Origin of the sequence: Curtobacterium sp. LFS084 (assembly GCF_047977705.1) — a bacterium.
In the GTDB taxonomy this organism is placed as follows: domain Bacteria; phylum Actinomycetota; class Actinomycetes; order Actinomycetales; family Microbacteriaceae; genus Curtobacterium.
Genome location: NZ_JBFPFM010000022.1, coordinates 38,079 through 55,067, shown reverse-complemented (window position 1 = coordinate 55,067; position 16,989 = coordinate 38,079). Strand labels below are relative to the sequence as shown.

The 16,989-nt window shown below is 71.9% G+C and carries 17 protein-coding genes; 4 read left to right on the top strand and 13 right to left on the bottom strand.

Going from position 1 to position 16,989, the window contains the following annotated elements; translation table 11 throughout:
- Positions 1-56 precede the first annotated feature (56 nt).
- Complete coding sequence (locus ACNQOV_RS12315; RefSeq protein ID WP_022906966.1) at positions 57-476, bottom strand: DUF3151 domain-containing protein; 420 nt, start codon at positions 474-476, stop codon at positions 57-59.
- 288 nt (positions 477-764) lie between these two features.
- On the opposite strand from ACNQOV_RS12315, the gene ACNQOV_RS12310 reads away from it, so the two are divergent.
- The gene (locus tag ACNQOV_RS12310; RefSeq protein ID WP_416394759.1) at positions 765-2,354 is read left to right on the top strand and encodes an ABC-F family ATP-binding cassette domain-containing protein; all 1,590 of its coding nucleotides are present in this window, start codon (positions 765-767) and stop codon (positions 2,352-2,354) included.
- Between the two features lie 87 nt (positions 2,355-2,441).
- Here ACNQOV_RS12310 and ACNQOV_RS12305 read toward each other — a convergent pair whose 3' ends face one another.
- The 10 genes from ACNQOV_RS12305 to ACNQOV_RS12260 all read right to left on the bottom strand — a co-directional run bounded on the left by ACNQOV_RS12305 (position 2,442) and on the right by ACNQOV_RS12260 (position 11,420).
- Positions 2,442-3,137 carry an SDR family oxidoreductase gene (locus tag ACNQOV_RS12305; RefSeq protein ID WP_416394757.1) on the bottom strand — a complete coding sequence of 232 codons (696 nt, stop codon included), beginning with the start codon at positions 3,135-3,137 and terminating at the stop codon, positions 2,442-2,444.
- A gap of 115 nt (positions 3,138-3,252) precedes the next feature.
- Positions 3,253-4,284 carry a YihY/virulence factor BrkB family protein gene (locus ACNQOV_RS12300; RefSeq protein WP_416394755.1) on the bottom strand — a complete coding sequence of 344 codons (1,032 nt, stop codon included), beginning with the start codon at positions 4,282-4,284 and terminating at the stop codon, positions 3,253-3,255.
- Between the two features lie 4 nt (positions 4,285-4,288).
- A complete protein-coding gene (locus tag ACNQOV_RS12295; RefSeq protein ID WP_416394753.1) occupies positions 4,289-4,807 on the bottom strand; it encodes a hypothetical protein in 519 nt (172 codons plus the stop codon).
- Positions 4,808-5,048: 241 nt separating this feature from the next.
- Positions 5,049-6,092 (bottom strand): Gfo/Idh/MocA family protein, encoded by a 1,044-nt coding sequence (locus tag ACNQOV_RS12290; RefSeq protein WP_416394751.1) that lies wholly within the window; start codon positions 6,090-6,092, stop codon positions 5,049-5,051.
- 71 nt (positions 6,093-6,163) lie between these two features.
- On the bottom strand, positions 6,164-7,090 hold the full coding sequence (locus ACNQOV_RS12285; protein WP_031262891.1) for a prenyltransferase: 927 nt from the start codon (positions 7,088-7,090) through the stop codon (positions 6,164-6,166).
- Positions 7,087-7,467, bottom strand: coding sequence for a lycopene cyclase domain-containing protein (locus ACNQOV_RS12280; protein WP_416394749.1), 381 nt, complete (start codon positions 7,465-7,467; stop codon positions 7,087-7,089). Before ACNQOV_RS12280 ends, ACNQOV_RS12285 begins: the two co-directional genes overlap by 4 nt.
- On the bottom strand, positions 7,464-7,805 hold the full coding sequence (locus tag ACNQOV_RS12275; RefSeq protein ID WP_402265386.1) for a lycopene cyclase domain-containing protein: 342 nt from the start codon (positions 7,803-7,805) through the stop codon (positions 7,464-7,466). Before ACNQOV_RS12275 ends, ACNQOV_RS12280 begins: the two co-directional genes overlap by 4 nt.
- Positions 7,805-9,436 (bottom strand): phytoene desaturase family protein, encoded by a 1,632-nt coding sequence (crtI, locus tag ACNQOV_RS12270; RefSeq protein ID WP_416394747.1) that lies wholly within the window; start codon positions 9,434-9,436, stop codon positions 7,805-7,807. The genes ACNQOV_RS12275 and crtI overlap by 1 nt, the downstream gene beginning before the upstream one ends.
- Entirely contained in the window at positions 9,433-10,365 is a 933-nt protein-coding gene (locus ACNQOV_RS12265; protein WP_416394745.1) for a phytoene/squalene synthase family protein, read from the bottom strand. Before ACNQOV_RS12265 ends, crtI begins: the two co-directional genes overlap by 4 nt.
- Complete coding sequence (locus tag ACNQOV_RS12260) at positions 10,362-11,420, bottom strand: polyprenyl synthetase family protein (RefSeq protein ID WP_022907725.1); 1,059 nt, start codon at positions 11,418-11,420, stop codon at positions 10,362-10,364. Before ACNQOV_RS12260 ends, ACNQOV_RS12265 begins: the two co-directional genes overlap by 4 nt.
- Positions 11,421-11,441: 21 nt before the next feature.
- On the opposite strand from ACNQOV_RS12260, the gene idi reads away from it, so the two are divergent.
- From idi to ACNQOV_RS12245, 3 genes are all read left to right on the top strand, one after another.
- Positions 11,442-11,984 carry an isopentenyl-diphosphate Delta-isomerase gene (gene idi / locus ACNQOV_RS12255; protein ID WP_031262885.1) on the top strand — a complete coding sequence of 181 codons (543 nt, stop codon included), beginning with the start codon at positions 11,442-11,444 and terminating at the stop codon, positions 11,982-11,984.
- A 54-nt stretch (positions 11,985-12,038) separates the two neighbouring features.
- Complete coding sequence (locus tag ACNQOV_RS12250) at positions 12,039-12,626, top strand: glycerol-3-phosphate responsive antiterminator (protein WP_022907723.1); 588 nt, start codon at positions 12,039-12,041, stop codon at positions 12,624-12,626.
- A 261-nt stretch (positions 12,627-12,887) separates the two neighbouring features.
- A complete protein-coding gene (locus ACNQOV_RS12245) occupies positions 12,888-13,937 on the top strand; it encodes a magnesium and cobalt transport protein CorA (protein WP_416394743.1) in 1,050 nt (349 codons plus the stop codon).
- 78 nt (positions 13,938-14,015) lie between these two features.
- Here ACNQOV_RS12245 and ACNQOV_RS12240 read toward each other — a convergent pair whose 3' ends face one another.
- Both ACNQOV_RS12240 and ACNQOV_RS12235 read right to left on the bottom strand, forming a co-directional pair.
- Entirely contained in the window at positions 14,016-15,443 is a 1,428-nt protein-coding gene (locus tag ACNQOV_RS12240) for an FGGY-family carbohydrate kinase (protein ID WP_416394741.1), read from the bottom strand.
- Positions 15,440-16,957 (bottom strand): FAD-binding oxidoreductase, encoded by a 1,518-nt coding sequence (locus ACNQOV_RS12235; RefSeq protein WP_416394739.1) that lies wholly within the window; start codon positions 16,955-16,957, stop codon positions 15,440-15,442. The genes ACNQOV_RS12240 and ACNQOV_RS12235 overlap by 4 nt, the downstream gene beginning before the upstream one ends.
- Positions 16,958-16,989 lie beyond the last annotated feature (32 nt).

Here is a 16,989-nt window from a genome sequence, read left to right as displayed (position 1 = left end):
CGCCAGCGGCGCGGCGCGCGAGCGCCAGCGCCAGCGCCAGCGGCAGCGGCGCGGCGCTACGCGCTCAGCGCCGGGATCGCCGCCGGGTCGGACGCATCGAGGAACTCCGTCAGCCGCTCGGGCTCGCCCGGCTCCTCGATCGCCTCGGCCGCCCGCCGCAGCGCGAACAGCGCCCGCAGCACGCCCCGGTTCGGCTCGTGCGACCACGGGACCGGCCCGGCACCCCGCCACCCCGCCTTCCGCAGCGCGTCGAGGCCCCGGTGGTAGCCCACCCGGGCGTACGCGTAGGACTCGAGGGTGGCCCCGCGCTCCCACGCCTCGTCGGCGAGCATCGCCCACGCCAGGCTCGACGCCGGGTGCGACACCACCACGCTCGCGACGGGTGCGTCGGCGGCGAGGGCGGCGGTCACCTCCGGTTCGGCGGGGAGGAGCGTCTCGGGGTTCGCGGTCGGGTTCGGCAGCAGGTTCTCCGGCATGCCTCCAGCCTGTCACGGTCCGGGGGTCTTGCGCGGCGCGCGGCGCCCGGCGTAGCGTGATCGGGTCCTCGTCGTCATCGCGAGGCCACCGGTGCGGGACGACCGACCGGCGGTCCGGATGGCGGTCACGCAGGGCTCCCCGACGGAAGTGGACGAATTGCTGTCGATCACCGGATCTGCTCAGCCCTCGCGCTGACACCGTGATCGTCGCGCCCCGTCGGGCGCTCCGCCCTCCCGCGGCGGGTCCGGTGTCGTGCGCCCAGCATCGACCACCGGGGAGGCACCCGTATGCCCATCAGTCCGTCCGTCGTCCTGAACGACCTCAGTTTTACCTGGCCCGACGGCACCGTCGCGCTGAGCCACCTCACCACCGCCTTCGGCCGTGGCCGGACCGGCCTGGTCGGGAGGAACGGTGCCGGCAAGTCGACGCTGGTCCGGCTGGTCACGGGTCGGCTCCACCCCACGTCGGGCTCCGTCACGACGTCCGGGCCGGTCGACCACCTGCCGCAACGGCTGCAACCGCAGAACGACGACGCGGTCGCCGACCTCCTGCGCATCCGCCCCACCCTGACGGCACTCCGCGCGATCCTCGGCGGTGACGCCGCCCCGGAGCACTTCGACGTCGTCGGGGACGACTGGGACCTCGAGGAGCGTGCCGCCGCGGCGCTCGACGCCATCGGGGTCGGTGCCGCCCTCGGCTCGGACCGGGACGTCCTGGAGCGTCCGGTGCACACGCTCTCCGGTGGACAGGCGGTGCTCGTCGCCGTCGCCGGCATCCGACTGCGAGGGCTGCCGATCGCGTTCCTCGACGAGCCGACGAACAACCTCGACCGCCGCGCCCGTGCGCTGCTGCTGGGCATGGTCGACGACTGGCACGGCACCCTCGTCGTCGTCAGTCACGACCGCGAGCTCCTCGAGCACGTCGACGAGGTGGCGAAGCTCCGCGCGGGCGGCATGACGGTGTTCGGCGGGACGTTCAGCGCGTTCGAGGAGCACCTCGCCGTGCAGCAGGCCGCCGTCGAACGCGAGGTCCGGGTCGCCGAGCAGCGGCACCGCACCGAGAAGCGGCAGCGCATCGAGGCCGAGACGAAGATCGCCCGCCGGGCCCGGTCCGGGGTGAAGGCCGCCGAGGGGATGCCGAAGATGTTCGCGAACGAGATGCGCAAGCGCGGCGAACAGACCGCCGGCCGACTCCGCACCGGGTACGCCGAGGACGAGGCCGCCGCACTTGCCACCAAGCGCGAGGCCGAGGGGCGGCTTCGGGCGGACGAGTCCATCCACGTGACCCTCCCCGACCCGGCCGTGCCGGCGTCCCGGCAGATCGCGACGATCCGGGTGCGGGGCCGGGAGTCGATCGTGCAGGGTCCCGAACGCGTCGCCGTCACCGGGGACAACGGCGTCGGCAAGACCACGCTCCTCGAGCAGCTCGTCGGGGTCCCCGGTGCGCGGACGCACCCGTTGCCCGACACGACTGCCGTCCCGCACGTCGACCGCGTCGGCTACCTGCCGCAGCGGAGGGACTCGCTCGACGACGCCGTGTCGGTCCTCGACAACGTCCGGCGTGACGCCCCGCACGTGCCACCGGCCGAGGTGCGGAACCGCCTCGCGAAGTTCCTCGTCCGCGGGGACACCGTGGACCGCCCGGCCGGGGCACTGTCCGGCGGCGAGCGGTTCCGCGTGGCGCTCGCGAGCCTCGTGCTCGCGGATCCGCCGCCGCAGCTGCTGGTGCTCGACGAGCCGACGAACGACCTCGACCTGACGAGTGTCGACCAGCTCGTGGACGCGCTCCGGGCGTACCGCGGGGCGCTCGTGGTGGTGAGCCACGACGAGGACTTCCTGGACCGACTCGACCTCACGACCCGCATCGAGCTGGCGTGAGCCGTCCCGTCAGCGGCGACCCGTGCGCGGTCTCATCAGCGGCGACCCGTGCGCGGTCTCATCAGCGGCGACCCGTGGGCCGTCCCGTCAGCGCCGCCGCGTCGGCCGGATCGCCAGGGACTCGATCGTGCCGCGCTCCGGCAGGTCGACGACGGTCCGGACGGCGTCGGCCACGTCCGACGGCGCGAGGTAGTACGCGGTGTCGTAGTCCTCGCCGAGCTTCTGGGTGAGGGCACGCTGCATGTCGGAGTCCGTCCGGCCCGGGTGCACGCTCGAGACCCGCACGCCGTTGCCCCGCTCCTCCTCGCGCAGGGCGTCGGAGAAGGCCCGCAGCGCGAACTTCGACGCCGCGTACACGCCGCCGCCGGGGCCCGCGGTGAACCCGGACCCGCTGTTGATCGGCACGACGATGCCGCGCGCGGCCCGGAGTGCCGGGAGCGCGAGCCGGGTCAGCTCGGCGACGGCGAACAGGTTCGTGGCGAAGACCTGCTCCCAGACGGCGCGTTCGGTGTCGGCGATCGTCGTGCCCTGCTCGATCCCGGCGGAGTGCACGAGGACGTCGAGGCGCTCCGGCAGCGGCGGGACCGCACCCGCGCCGAGGTCGCCCACGAAGGGCGCCGCGCTCGGCAGCTCGGCGACGAGCGCGTCGACCCCCGCGGCGGTGCGGCCGCCGACGAGCACGTGGTACGTCCGGCCGAGGTCGAGCGCGATCGCCCGGCCGATCCCACGGGTCGCGCCCGTGACGAGGGCGGTCGGACGGACGGGAGGGGCGGTGTCGGTCATGCGTCCCACCCTACGGAAGCCGTCTGCCCAGGCCGAACCGCGCCTCCAGGCCCGTCGAGCGCATCACCGCGACGCCGCGACGGCGCGACGCCGCCGCGGCGACGCACCGGGTCGATCAGCTGCGGTCGGCGCCCTCACGGATCTTGATGCCGTCGAGGACGTCCTGCGCCCGCTTCTCGTCCTGCTTCTCGATCTGCCGGGTGTCGCGCTCGGGGAGCTGGATGTCCTCCTCCGCGCGGATGCCGGCCTGCAGCTGCCGACCACGCTCGAGCTCGGCGTCGAACTCCGCCCCGAACAGCAGCGCGTTGTTCGTGATCCACACCCACAGCAGGAAGACGATCACCCCGCCGAGCGAGCCGTAGGTGGCGTTGTAGTTCGAGAAGTTGGCGACGTAGAACCCGAACCCGACGCTGGCCACGACGAGGATGAGGATGGCGAGGATCGACCCGCCGCTCACCCACCGGAACTTCGGCTGCTTGACGTTCGGCGCCCAGTAGTAGAGCACGGCGACGACGACGATCGCGATGACGAGCAGGATCGGCCACTGCACGATGCTGAGGACCGTGGCGGCGGCCTCGCCGAGACCGATCACGTCGCCGAAGCTCCGCGCGAGGGGGCCGGACACGAGCGCGAGCAGGCCGACGACGAGCAGCACCACGGTGAAGAGTGTGACGCCGAGCATGGTCGGGCGGAGCTTCCAGATCGGGCGACCCTCGCGGACGTTGTAGATCCGGTTCATCGCCCGGCCGAAGGCACCGACGTACCCGGAGGCCGACCAGAGCGCACCGATGACACCGACGACGAACGTGATCGGTGCCGCGGGCGACCGGACGAGTCCCTCGATGGGGTCGCGGAGGAGCTCGGCGACCTGCCCGCCGCCGATGCCCGTGACGATGTCGAGCAGGGTCTCGACGGTCTCCTTCGGGTCGGAGACGAGCCCGAGGATCGACACCACGGCCAGCAGCCCGGGGAAGAGCGCGAGGACCGTGTAGTACGTCAGGCTCGCGGCGAGGTCGGTGCACTGGTCGCCGGAGAACTCGCGGAGCGTCTTCTTCAGCGTGTAGACGAGCGTCGGCTTCGTGAGGTCCGCCGGGCTGTCGGGCTTGCGGGGGTCGTCGGCGTCGGGCTTCTGCTGCTCGCGTGCCACGGGACTACCCCCTCGCCTTCAGCGCCTGCTTCGAGCGCTTCGCCGCCTGCTTGCGGTTCTTCGCCGCACGCCGCTGCACCGCGGCGATGCCGGCGCGCTGCTTCACACGTGCCCGGTGCAGCGGGTCGCGTTCAAGCGACTCCTCGGCAGCCTTCGCACGGGCCTTGCGCCCCTTGCGTCCTGGCTGGCTCTGCTCGACCGCACCGGGGCCGTCGCCGCCGCGGGCACCGAACGGCAGCAGCGCGGTGAAGGCCGACGACGCGGGCGGCCGGGCGAGGTGCCCGGCGGGGTCGTTCCGGATCGCGATGCCGACGATGATCGCCGCGACACCGGCGGCGGCGGTCACGCCCATCGCGACGAGCGGAGTGGGGTCGCGGTGCCAGCGTTGCTTGGTCTTCGCGATCGCCAGGCGGGTGCGCGCCGGGATGTCCGCACGACGACGGATCTCGGTCACGGTGTCCGTGATGCCCTCACGTGTGCGGACGTTCGCGAGTTCGAGCTCGGGGAGACTGTCCTTGGCCATTCCCCATTTCGTACACGCACGAGCCGGGGTCTCGCCCAGTCCGGTCGTCCCCTCGCGCGCGTCGGACGATGCTGCCGCCGACGCGAGCGGGCTTTCGCGCTGGGCGACAGTTCACGCGCGCACGACCGCGTGAACTGTCGCTGTGCGCGTGAGAACGCGCCCGTGAGTGCGCGCGTGCGTGCGTGCGCACGGGACGGGAGGCGCGGGGCGGGGCCGCACCGCGCCTCCCGTCCGCCGGGTGTCAGGACGGGACGACGACGTCCTCGGGCAGGCCGGAGGCCGCGGAACGACCGGCCGCCTCCATGAGCGCCAGGCTCCGCAGGTTGTCCCGCCCGCTCGTCGCCGGGGCCGGCCCGCCCTCGACGGACCGCGCGAACGCCTGCAGGCCGCCCTGCCGGTCGGTGTGCGGCATCGTCGGCAGTTCGACCGTCTCGGCGTCGTCGTCCTGCGTCCGGCGGACGGTCACCCGGTCGCCGGCCACCGCGTTCGGCTCCCCGGAACGGCTGGTGAACCACACCTCGCCGTCCTCGCCCTGGATGCTCCACTCGCCCGCCCACGCCGTGCGGGGTGCGCGCGAGAGCCAGCTGCCGCGGTAGCTCACCACGAGCCCGTCGTCGAGCTCGATGATCATCGACGAGACGGCCTCGTCCTGGTACTTGCTGTACGACGGGTACGACGACTTCGCGAACACCCGGACGGCCTCCTGACCGGTGATCATCCGGAGGAGGTCGAAGTGGTGGATCGCCATGTCGTTGATCATCGCGTGCGGGAACCGGTAGTGCGGGTGCTCCTCGAAGGCGAGGTCGTTGTCCCACTGCCGGAAGTCGATCGAGATGGCCGAGAGCTCCCCGACCGTCCCCGCGGCGAGCAGGTCCGTGACCACCCGGGGTGCCGGGTACCAGCGGTAGTTCTGGCTGACCTGCAGCACCAGCCCGAGTTCCTCGGCGCGACGGACCGCGGTGACGGCCTCGTCGGTGGAGTTCGCGAACGGCTTCTCGACGAGGACGTGCTTGCCGGCCTCGAGCGCCTCGAGCGCGAGCGGCACGTGCGTGACGGCGGGGGCCGTGATGACGACGGCGTCGGCCTCGACCCCGGCGAGAGCCTCGGTGAGGGACGCGAACGCCGCCGATGCCGGCAGCCCGAGGTCCGTCCGGACGGCGTCGAGCGTCGCCGGGACCGGGTCGACGATCCCGACCACCTCCACTTCGGTGACCTCTGGGATGGCGGTGCGGGCCCAGTTGCCGCCCCACCCTCCGAGACCGACGTGGATGATCCGGACCGTCATGCGTGCACTCCTTCGTGGCTGGGGCGCCACGACTCCCGCGGCGCGTGCGTCCAGTCTGTCAGGGTGCGACGTCAGTGCGTGAACGCGTAGGCGATGAGCGCCATCGTGACGATGAAGCCGGCCAGGTAGTTGATCCAGAGGAAGCGCTTCCACCCGGCGTTCGCGGACTCGGCCCCGTCGTCGGTGACGTTCCACCACGGCAGCACGTTCAGCGCGTACGGGATGACGACGACCGCGGCGATCGGGCCCGGGAACGCCGAGAACAGCAGGGCGACGCCGGCGACGAGGTACGCAACGAACGCCAGGCGCACGGTGGCCCGGGCGCCGATGACGGTCGCGACCGAGCCGATCCCGCCCGCGCGGTCGGCGAGCACGTCCTGCACCGCACCGAACGCGTGCGACGCGACACCCCACAGGAAGAACGCCACGCACACGGCGACGAGCTGCCCCGTCCAGTGCGGGCCGGCGAGCGCCAGGCCGTAGATCGCCGGCGACACGAAGTGGGTCGACGAGGTCAGCGAGTCGAGGAACGGCTTCTCCTTGAAGCGCAGCCCCGGGGCGGAGTAGGCGATGACCGCGAACACGCTGATCGCGAGGACGAGCCACGACCACGGCCCGTTGCCGGACACGGCGCCGAGCACGACGAGCGCGACGAGGAAGGGCACGTTCGTGACGACGACCGCCCAGAGCGTGGTGCGGTGCACGCTCTTGTCGAGCAGGGCGCCCTCGACCCCGCCCTTGCGCGGGTTGCGCAGGTCGGACTCGTAGTCGAAGACGTCGTTGATGCCGTACATCGCGAGGTTGTAGGGCACGAGGAAGTACACGACCCCGACGAGGAACGCGACGAGCGAGAACCCGCCGCCGCCCTCGACGCCGACCCCGCTGCCGAGCAGGTAGGCGGCGCCGAACGGGTACGCGGTGTTCACCCAGCTGATCGGGCGCGACGACACGAACAGCGCGCGCACGGTCGAGGGCCGGGAGGCGGTGCTGGCGTTCATCGGGTCGGTTCTTCTTCCTGGGATGGCCGGGTGGGGCGGGCGAACAGGACCCACAGGCTCGGCAGCAGCACGATCGCCGCGATCGAGTACGCGAGGTCCTCGATCGGGATCGCGCCGAGCTTGACGCCGCTGATGAGCGCCGGGTCGTACGCGACGATGCGCAGCGTGACGATGACGTTGTCGAAGACGATCGTCATCACGAGCAGGGCGACGCCGGCGGCCAGCCCCGTGACGAGGGCGATCCGCCGTCCGGTCGCAGACCGTCGGCCGGCGGCACGGGCCCGTCGTGCGGCGACGATCCCGGCGACGACGGCGACCACCGCCACCACCGCGAAGAACGGGAGCGCGAGCAGCGCGTACGCAGCAGACCCGGTCACGAGCCGCCTCGCTCGGACCGCCGGAGGCCCCGGGCGACCAGCGGCTGCACGAAGCCGACCAGGTTCATCGTCGTGTAGCAGAGCAGCAGCAGGAAGAAGAGCTCCTCGAGCGGGACCTCGGGGGCGAGGAGCACCCCGGTCAGCAGGTTCTGCGGCCCGATGAAGAAGATGCCGAGCGCGACCCCGAGGACGTCCCACAGCATGAAGAACGCGACGCCCACCACCATCACGGCGGCCGCACGCCACGGCGCCCGCCAGAAGAACAGGTGCAGGCGGGCGTCGAGGACCGTCATGCCCACGAGCGACACGAGCAGCCCGGCGAGGTACAGCCCGGGCATCAGCCGGGGGTGCCGGGCCGCGGCAGCGGTGCCGGGAGCGGTTCGGTGGTGGTGTCGCCGTGGATGCGCTTGAGGAGCACCTCGGCGCTGATGAGGCACATCGGGAGCCCGATGCCCGGGATCGTCGAGGCGCCGGCGTAGTAGAGCCCGTCGACCTTGGTGGACGCGTTCTTCTCGCGGAAGAAGGCGCTCTGCCTCAGGGTGTGCGCCGGGCCGAGCATCGAGCCGTTCCAGGCGTTGAGGTCGTCCGCGAAGTCGCGCGGTCCGATGGTGCGCCGGACCCGGATGCGGTCCCGCAGGTCCGGCACCCCGGCACGCTCCGCGACGACGTCGATGGCGCGGTCCGCGATCTGCTCGACCTGGAAGTCGCCGGCGCCGTCGATCCCGCCCTTGCCGATGGACAGGTCGGCGGGCAGCGGCACCAGGATGAAGAGGTTGCTCGAACCCCGCGGTGCGACGGACGGGTCGGTCTCGGACGGTGCGCAGACGTAGATCGACGCCGGGTCCGGCACGTGCCGGTCCTTGCCGAAGATGGCGCCGAAGTTCGCCTTCCAGTCCTCCGTGAAGACCAGGGTGTGGTGCAGGAGCCCCGGGGTCGGGCCGTCGATGCCGAGGTACACCAGGACCGCACTCGGCCCCGGGTCGCGCGTCTTCCAGTGCTCGGCGCCGTGGGTGCGGTGCTCGCGGTCGAGCAGCTGCATCTCGGTGTGCTGCAGGTCGGCGGCACTCACCACGAGGTCGGCGGGGGCGGTGTGCTGCACGCCGTCCCGGTCGCGGTGCACGACACCGGTGGCGACGCCGTCCTCGACGACGATCCGCTCCACCTTCGCACCGGCGATGATCTTCGCGCCCTCGGCGCGGGCGACCCGCTCGACGGCAGCGATGACCTCGGTGATCCCGCCCTTCGGGTAGAGCACCCCGTCGGCGAGGTCGAGGTGGCTCATCAGGTGGTACATGCTCGGCGCGGCGTACGGGCTGGTGCCGAGGAACACTGCCGGGTACCCGAGGATCTGCCAGAGGCGACGGTCCTTGACCGCCGTGCTCGCGAACGCCGACAGTGGCTGCAGCAGCAGGCGTGCGAGCTTCGGCAGGCGCCGGAGGACGTCGGGCGCGGCGAGCTTCGTGAGGTCCTGGAACGTCGTGTACAGGAAGCGGCGGACGGCCATCGCGTAGGTGTCCTCGGCTGAGGCGAGGTACTTCCGCATCCGCTTGCCCGCACCGGGCTCGACGGACTCGAACAGCGCGATGTTCGCCTCGGCGTCGGCGCGCAGGTCGATCGGCTCGTCGTTGCCCTCGCTGTACACGCGGTACCCGGGGTCGAGCTTCACCAGGTCGAGTTCGGCGTCGGCCGAGGTGCCGAGCAGCTGGAAGAAGTGGTCGAACACCTCGGGCATGAGGTACCACGACGGCCCGGTGTCGAACCGGAAGCCGTCCCGCTCCCACGATCCGGCTCGGCCGCCGAGCTGCCCGCGCTGCTCGAGCACGGTCACCGAGAAGCCGTCCCGCGCGAGGAGCGCCGCGGACGCGAGCCCGCTGATGCCGCCGCCGATGACGACGGCGCGACGCGCGGGGACCTTGCGCGTGGTCGTGGAGCCGGCCTGTGCCGGCCCGGAGGCGAGGGGCGGGGTCACGCCGTGCCTCCCGTCCGGTGGTGGGTCGCGCGCGACCGCAGCGGCGCACGTCCGGCGAGCACCTGCGCGGCGAGGCGTGCCTTCACCGGGTTCGGCACGCGGACGCGGGTGGTGACCAGGCGGTCGGCCGGCGTCGCGGCGATGCGGTCGTTGAGTTCCTGGAACAGCGCGTGGGCGAGTCCGACGGCGTTCCGCGCGTCGGCCGGCAGCAGCCGGACGGTGCGGGCGGCCCGGTCGAGGTCGGCCTGGACGTCGTCGACCAGTCGCCACTTGGTGGCCTCGTCGAAGCTCCGGATGTCGACCCCGGGGAAGTAGGAGCGACCGAGCACCTCGAAGTCGGCGTGCAGGTCGCGCAGGAAGTTCACCTTCTGGAACGCCGCGCCGAGGGCCCGCGCGCCGTCCACGAGCACCGAGTCGTCGAAGGTCGGCGTGCCGGCACGGTGCACGAACGCACGGAGGCACATCAGCCCGACGACCTCGGCCGATCCGTAGACGTAGCGGTCGAAGGACTCCTGGTCGTGCTCGGTGCGCTCGAGGTCCATCCGCATCGAGGCGAAGAACGGACGCGTCAGCTCCGGACCGAACCCCGTGACCCGGGCGGTCCGCGCGAAGGCGTGCACCACCGGGTTGACGGAGAAGCCCATCGCGATCGCCCGCTCGGTGTCGGCCTCGAGCTCGTCGAGGACGGTCCAGGCGAGCTCGTGGTCGAGCCCGGCCTCGGTCGCGGGGCCGTCGACGACCTCGTCGGCGACCCGGACGAGGGCGTAGACGTTGCGGATGTGCTCGCGGGTGTCCTTCGTGAGCAGCCGGCTGGCGAGTCCGAAGGACGTCGAGTACCGGTCGATCACGACCCCGGAGGCGGCCTCGGCCGTGGCGTCGTACAGCGGGAGCCGGGTCGTGGGACGCGGCTCCGTTCGGCTGTGGGTCACCGGGCGCGCTCCACGAGTTCGGTCACGAGGGCCTCCAGGCGGTCGGCGAGTTCGTACGGCAGTCCGGCGAGCTCGGCACGGGCGAGTGCGGTGTGCTCGGCGATCCGCGATTCGGCGGCGGCCCGGGCACCGCAGGTGACAAGGGTCGCACGGAGTTCGGCCGCGCGTTCCTCGCTGAGGTGCGGATCGCCGAGGTACGGCGCGATGTCCGGCCAGCAGTCGGTCGTCGCGGCGTACGCGATGAGCATGGTGCGCTTGCCTTCGCGGAGGTCGCCGAGGACGGTCTTGCCGGTCGTGCCCTCGTCGCCGAACACCCCGAGGAGGTCGTCGACGATCTGGTAGGCGATGCCGATCTCGCGGCCGAACGCACCGAGAGCCTGCACGACGGGTTCCGGGGCCCCCGCGAGGACCGCGCCGGACTGCAGGGGTGCCTCGAACGAGTAGACGCTCGTCTTCGCACGCTCCATCCGGAGGACCTCGTCCACCGTCGGCATCACGCCGAGCGCGAGGTCGACGTCGGTCATCTCACCGGCGGCGCTGGCGAACACGGCTTCGTCGAGGAGTTCGAGCAGCCGGGCGCGTCGGTCGCCCGTGACGCCGGCGGACTCGATGAACCGGGGCGCACCGGCGAGCGCGAGGTCGCCGGCGATCACGGCGGCGCTCATGCCGCGGTGCTCGGCGGTGGGCAGCGGCAGACCACCCGTCGTGCCGGTGTCGCGGAAGGACCCGGCGACGTTCGGCTGCCCGCGGCGCGACCAGTCGCGGTCGATGACGTCGTCGTGCACGACGAGCGCGGTGTGCAGCAGCTCGTAGGCTGCCCCGACGTGCGCAGCCGCGTGCAGGTCGTCACCCCCGAGGCCGGTGTACGCGGTGAGCACCATGCGCGGTCGGAAGCGCTTGCCGCCCATGCTCGCCTTGCGGAGCACCCGCCAGAGTTCTTCCGACGGGCGTCCGTACCGCTCGGCGCGGGCCGACGACACGGCGAAGAAGCGCTCGAGGCAGTCGTCGACGAGCGCGAGGTCGATGTGCGCCACGGTGGCCGCTTCCTCGCTCATTGGCCTAACCTATCCAAGCTGATGACGACTTTTCCTGAATCCGTGGTCCTGCTGGCCGATGACCGTGTCCCGATCGGCACGGCCGACAAGTTCACGGTCCACACCGACCACACGCCCCTCCACCTGGCCTTCTCCTGCCACGTCCGGAACACCGACGGCGACGTCCTCGTGACCCGTCGTGCGCTGACGAAGAAGACCTGGCCCGGCGTGTGGACGAACACGTTCTGCGGCCACCCGGGGCCGGACGAGTCGTTCGAGGACGCCATCGCCCGGCGGGCATCGCGTGAACTCGGGATCACCGTCCGCGACGTCGAGCTCGTGCTGCCCGACTTCCGGTACCGCGCGGTGGACGCGTCGGGCATCGTCGAGAACGAGGTCTGCCCGGTGTTCCGTGCGGTCACGGACGACGTCCCGGCCCCGGCCGACGACGAGGTCGCCGAGTACGCCTGGGTCTCCGAGGCGGCGCTCCGCGAGTCGGTGGCCGGTGCGCCCTTCGCGTGGAGCCCGTGGCTCGGCTGGCAGCTCACCGAGCTCGCCACCCAGGGCCTGCACATCACCCGCTGACGGATCCGCCGAGCGGGCAGCGGCCACCACCCCGCGTCATCGACAATGGTCGGTATGACGACGACGGAACGCGATGTCGCGCGACCGGTGCTCGAGGCACTCCGTGACGACCCCGTGATCGCGAGCATCAAGGACGCGTCCGCCCTGCAGGAGGTCCTCGCGTCCGACCGGGGCGTCGTCTTCGTGCTCTACGGCAGCGTGCTCGACGTCGCGGACATCGTGGCCCGGGCGAAGGACGCCGGCAAGACCGTGTTCGTGGACGTCGACCTGCTCGACGGGTTCGCGGCGCGCGAGGTCGTGGTCACCTGGATCGCCGAGCACACCCGTGCGGACGGCGTGCTCTCGACGAAGTCGAACCTGGTCCGCGCCGCCAAGCGTGCCGGACTCGTGGCCGTGCAGCGGTTCTTCCTCGTCGACTCGTTCTCGTACCACCAGCTCCCCCGCGTGGTCGAGCAGGCCGGGCCGGACGCGATCGAGATCCTCCCCGGGTGCATGCCGCGCGTGATCACCTGGCTGCGCCAGGACACGGACGTGCCGATCATCGCCGGCGGCCTGGTGTGCGACAAGGCCGACGTGGTGGCCGCGCTCGGTGCCGGAGCGGTCGCGGTGGCGTCGTCCGACCGCGACGTCTGGGGCATGTGAGCGTTCGTTCACTTGGCTCGACCGGGCCAGCGGAGTAGGGTCGGACGTCGGCCACGGGTGTGGCCGCGAGGTCGCCGTCCGCGGCCGACGGACCAGGAGAAGGGCAGGTGAGGCGCGATGTCGGGTGACCATCCTCGATCGGGCCAGCAGATCGTGCCCCGGCTCCGGTCCCGGACGATCTGCGCGCCCGCTCGCTGAACCACGCCTGCTCCCCGGTGCCCCGGGGAATCGCGCCTGCCTGCTCCCGAGAGGAGCACGCACATGGCACTGATCGACAACGCGGTGTACGTCGCGGGACGACGCGTCGAGTCCCCGTCGACCCTGTCGCTCGCCACGCGGGGTGACCTCGCGTGGATCGGGCTCTTCCGACCCGACGATGCCGAGCTCGAGGCCGTCGCGGTCGAGTTCGACCTGCACGAGAACGCGGTGGAGGACGCCCGCAAGGGCCACCAGCGCGCCAAGCTCGAGCGCTACGGCGACACGCTCTTCCTCGTGCTGCGCCCGGCGTGGTTCGACACCCGGGCCGAGACCGTCGAGTTCGGCGAGGTGCACCTGTTCGTCGGCGACCGGTTCGTCGTGAGCGTCCGGCACGCCGAGCGGCCCGACCTGGCGGCGCTCCGCGCCCGTGTTGAGGCCGACCCGGAGTTCCTCGCGCGGGGCTCCGAGGCCGTCACCGCCGCCGTGCTCGACGAGGTCGTCGACGGGTACGCCCCCGTGGTCGAGATCCTGCAGGACCACATCGACGCCATCGAGGACCAACTCTTCGCCGGCCAGGTCGACCCCGGCGTCTCGAAGCGGATCTACCAGCTCCTCAGCGAGGTCCTGGCGTTCCAGCGCGCCACGAAGCCGGTACCGGCGATGGTGAAGGGCCTGCTCCGCGGGGCGGACAAGTACGGCGTCGACGACGAGGTCCAGCACCGGCTGCGCAACGTGCTCGACCACGCGTTCCGGGTGACCGAGCGGGTGGACTCGTTCCGGGCGCTGCTCGAGAACGCCCTGACGCTGCACTCGACCCTGGTGTCCCAGGAGCAGAACGAGGCCATGCGCCGGATGACGAGCGCCAGCCTGGCGCAGGGCGAGGAGAGCCGACAGCTCGCGCGGGCCGCCCACCGCCAGGGCGAGGAGGTCAAGAAGATCTCCTCGTGGGCCGCGATCCTCTTCGCCCCTGGACTCATCGCGGGGGTCTACGGGATGAACTTCGACCACATGCCCGAGTTGCACTGGCGCTACGGGTACCCGGTCGCGATCCTCGGCATGCTCGCCCTGATGGGCGTGCTCTGGGCGATCTTCCGCAAGCGCAACTGGCTGTAGTCGCGGGGCGAGGAGACGGGAGGCGCGGTGCGGGCCCGCACCGCGCCTCCCGTCCCGCACCGGGCCGCTCGTCGGGCGTCAGCCGACGATGGCCGCCGTCCGCCGGTAGACCTCGTCGGTGTGCGCGGTCACGTCCGCGTGCACGGCGCGCAGCGCGTCGTACACGGCCGCGGTCGACGGGTCGGGACCGAAGCGGTCCCGTTCGACGACCATCGCCCGCGCGGCCGCCGCGAACGACGGGTGCACCCCGGTCGCGACCGCCGCGCAGATCGCCGCACCGCGCCCCGCAGCGCTGTCCCCCACCACCCGGATCGTCGGCACCTGGAACACGTCCGACACGATCTGCATCATCAGGTCGGAGGACGATCCCCCACCCGAGACGACGACCCGTTCGTACGGGGTCCCGAGCTCGGCGGCCATCGCGTCGCCGCGGTCGCGCATCGTCATCGCGATGCCCTCGAGGATCGACCGGTAGACGTGGGCGCGGCCCTGGCGTCCGTCGAAGCCGAGGATCGAGCCCTTCCGGAACGTCGCATCGGCCGGCGCGAGCCAGTCGAGCACGGTGAGCAGGCCGTCCGATCCTGCCGGGACCGCCGAGGCCTCGCGGTTCAGCCGGTCCTCGGCGCGTTCACCCGTCCGTTCGGCCGCCTCGGCGAAGTCCGCTCCGAGCAGGTCGCGGAACCAGCTCACGGTCCACATGCCGCGACGGATCCCGCCGGACTCGTAGAGGTACCGCCCGGGCTCGGCCCCGAAGTTGGTCCAGAAGTCCGTCGCGTCCAGCACGTTCCGGGTCCCGACCGACATGCCGGCGATGTAGGTGCCGAGCGACACCAGCAGCGTCGTCGGGTCGAGGAGCCCGCAGCCGAGCGCCTCGACGGCCTTGTCGTTCGCCGTCGCGACCACCGGCAGGCCGACCGGCAGGCCCGTCGCCACCGCGGCATCGTCTGTCACGGCGCCGAGGACCGCACCGGGGTCGACGAGCTCGAACAGCTGCGCACGACGCATGCCCGTTGCGGCATACGCGGCCTCGTCCTCGCTCCAGCGCCACGTGTCGGTGTCGATCGGCCACATGCCCTGGTAGTTCGCGGCGGTGTCCCGGAACGTCCCGGTGAGCCGGTGGGTGACGTAGCCCGACGAGGTGGTGACCCAGCCGACGTCGTCCTGCTCGGCGACGAACGGCCGGCCGACGCGGGCGTCCATCCAGCTCATCACGGGCTGGGCGAGCGACCCGTCGGCGCGGAGCACCGCCCGGCAGAACCGGATCGTGCAGAGACCGACCCCGACGATCTCGGACGGGTCGCCGGGGAACGCCGCCATCGCGATCCGGCACGCCGCGGCGATCGAGTCCCACAGGTCGTCGTCCGGATGCTCGACCACGCCGGGGGCCGGCGACCGGTTCGGCCGCAGTGGCACGCGCCCCTCGGACACGACCCCGCCCCGCTCGTCGAAGACCGTGACCTTCGACGACTGCGAGCCGTTGTCGATGCCGACGACGTACCGGGTCATGCGCTCGCGCGCCGGAACGACGTGTCCGGGTCGGCGGCGGCCGCCTGGATCGCACCGGGTGCCGGGAAGATCGTGCCCTTGTTCATGATGCCCTTCGGGTCGAACTGCGCCTTGAGCCCCTGCATGATCGCGAACGCCGAGCCGTGCTCCTCCTCGACCCACGGGGTGCGGTACTTGCCGACGCCGTGGTGGTGGACCATCGACCCGCCGTGGCGGAGGGCCTCCTCCACGATGATCGCGTTGAGGGGGATGTGGTACTTCTCGATCTCCTCCTCGGGCGCGCAGTCGATGCGGTAGTCGTAGACGAAGTACATGTTCGTGCCGGTCTGGTAGCTGTGCGACGAGTGGCCGCCGAGCATCGTCAGGTCGTCGGCGTACGGGTACTCCTCGCGGATGCGGCGCATGACCGCGTCGTACAGGTCGGCGACGGCCGACCAGTCCGCGGAGACCTCGGTCGTGTACCCGAGGTGCCGGTCGGTGAGCATGGCCTGCTTCTCGGCGTCGATCTTGTCCTGCCCCCAGTTGAGGTGCTCGAACCAGGACTCGATGAGCGACGGGTCGACCGGCTCGTGCTCGTGCTGGTCGAGGACGCGCTGGATCTCCTCGCTCGTGGCGCGGACGATGCCCTTCGGTCCCTCGGCGACGAACACCACCACGCACTTGCCCTTCGAGAAGTGCGAGAAGTGCTGGTTCGCGTCCTCCGGCGAGTACAGGCGCACGACGGACGGACGGAAGCCGTTCACGACGACCTCGCGGATGATCGCGACCCCGGTGCGCATGTCGTCGACGAGCGCGCCGTGGAACTCGTTGTTCTCCGGCATGTACTTGAAGACCTTGATCGTGACCTCGGTGATCACGCAGAGCGCACCCTCGTTGCCGATGACGACGTGGCGGATGTCCGGGCCGGCCGAGCGGCGCGGGACCGACTTGATCCGACGGACGCGACCGCCGGGGAACACGGCCTCGAGTCCGGTGACCATGTCCTCGATCGCGCCGTAGAGCGTGGAGAACTGCCCGATCGACCGGGTGGCGACGAGGCCGCCGTACTGGGCGAGGGGCTTGGACTGCGGCGAGTGCCCCGTGGTGAGGCCCTGCAGGCGGAGCTCGTCCTCGAGGCGCTGGAGCGGCACGCCCGCCTGCACCGTGACCTGCATGTTCTCCGGGTCGACGTGCAGGACGGCGTCCATGCGGGAGCAGTCGAGGACGACCGTGTCGACGACGCTCGTCTCGAGGCCGCCCTCGGTGCCGGTGCGGCCGGTGCGGGGGACGATGTTCACGACGTGCTCGTCGGCGAAGGCGAGGATCGCGGCGACGTCCTCGGTGGACTCGGCGTTGACGATCGCGACGGGCGTCGGAGCGTCGTGGATGCCGTGCACGGACTGGTACTTCTTGAACCGGTCGACGCTGGCGTCCAGCAGGTGCTGCTCGTCGGTGTCGAGCTGGTCGGGACGGACGATGGTCGCGAGACGCTCGAGGATCCCGGCGCGGTCGAGGGTGGCGGTCGATTCGATCATGGTGGTGAGCCCTTCGGTGGTGTGGGTCGGGT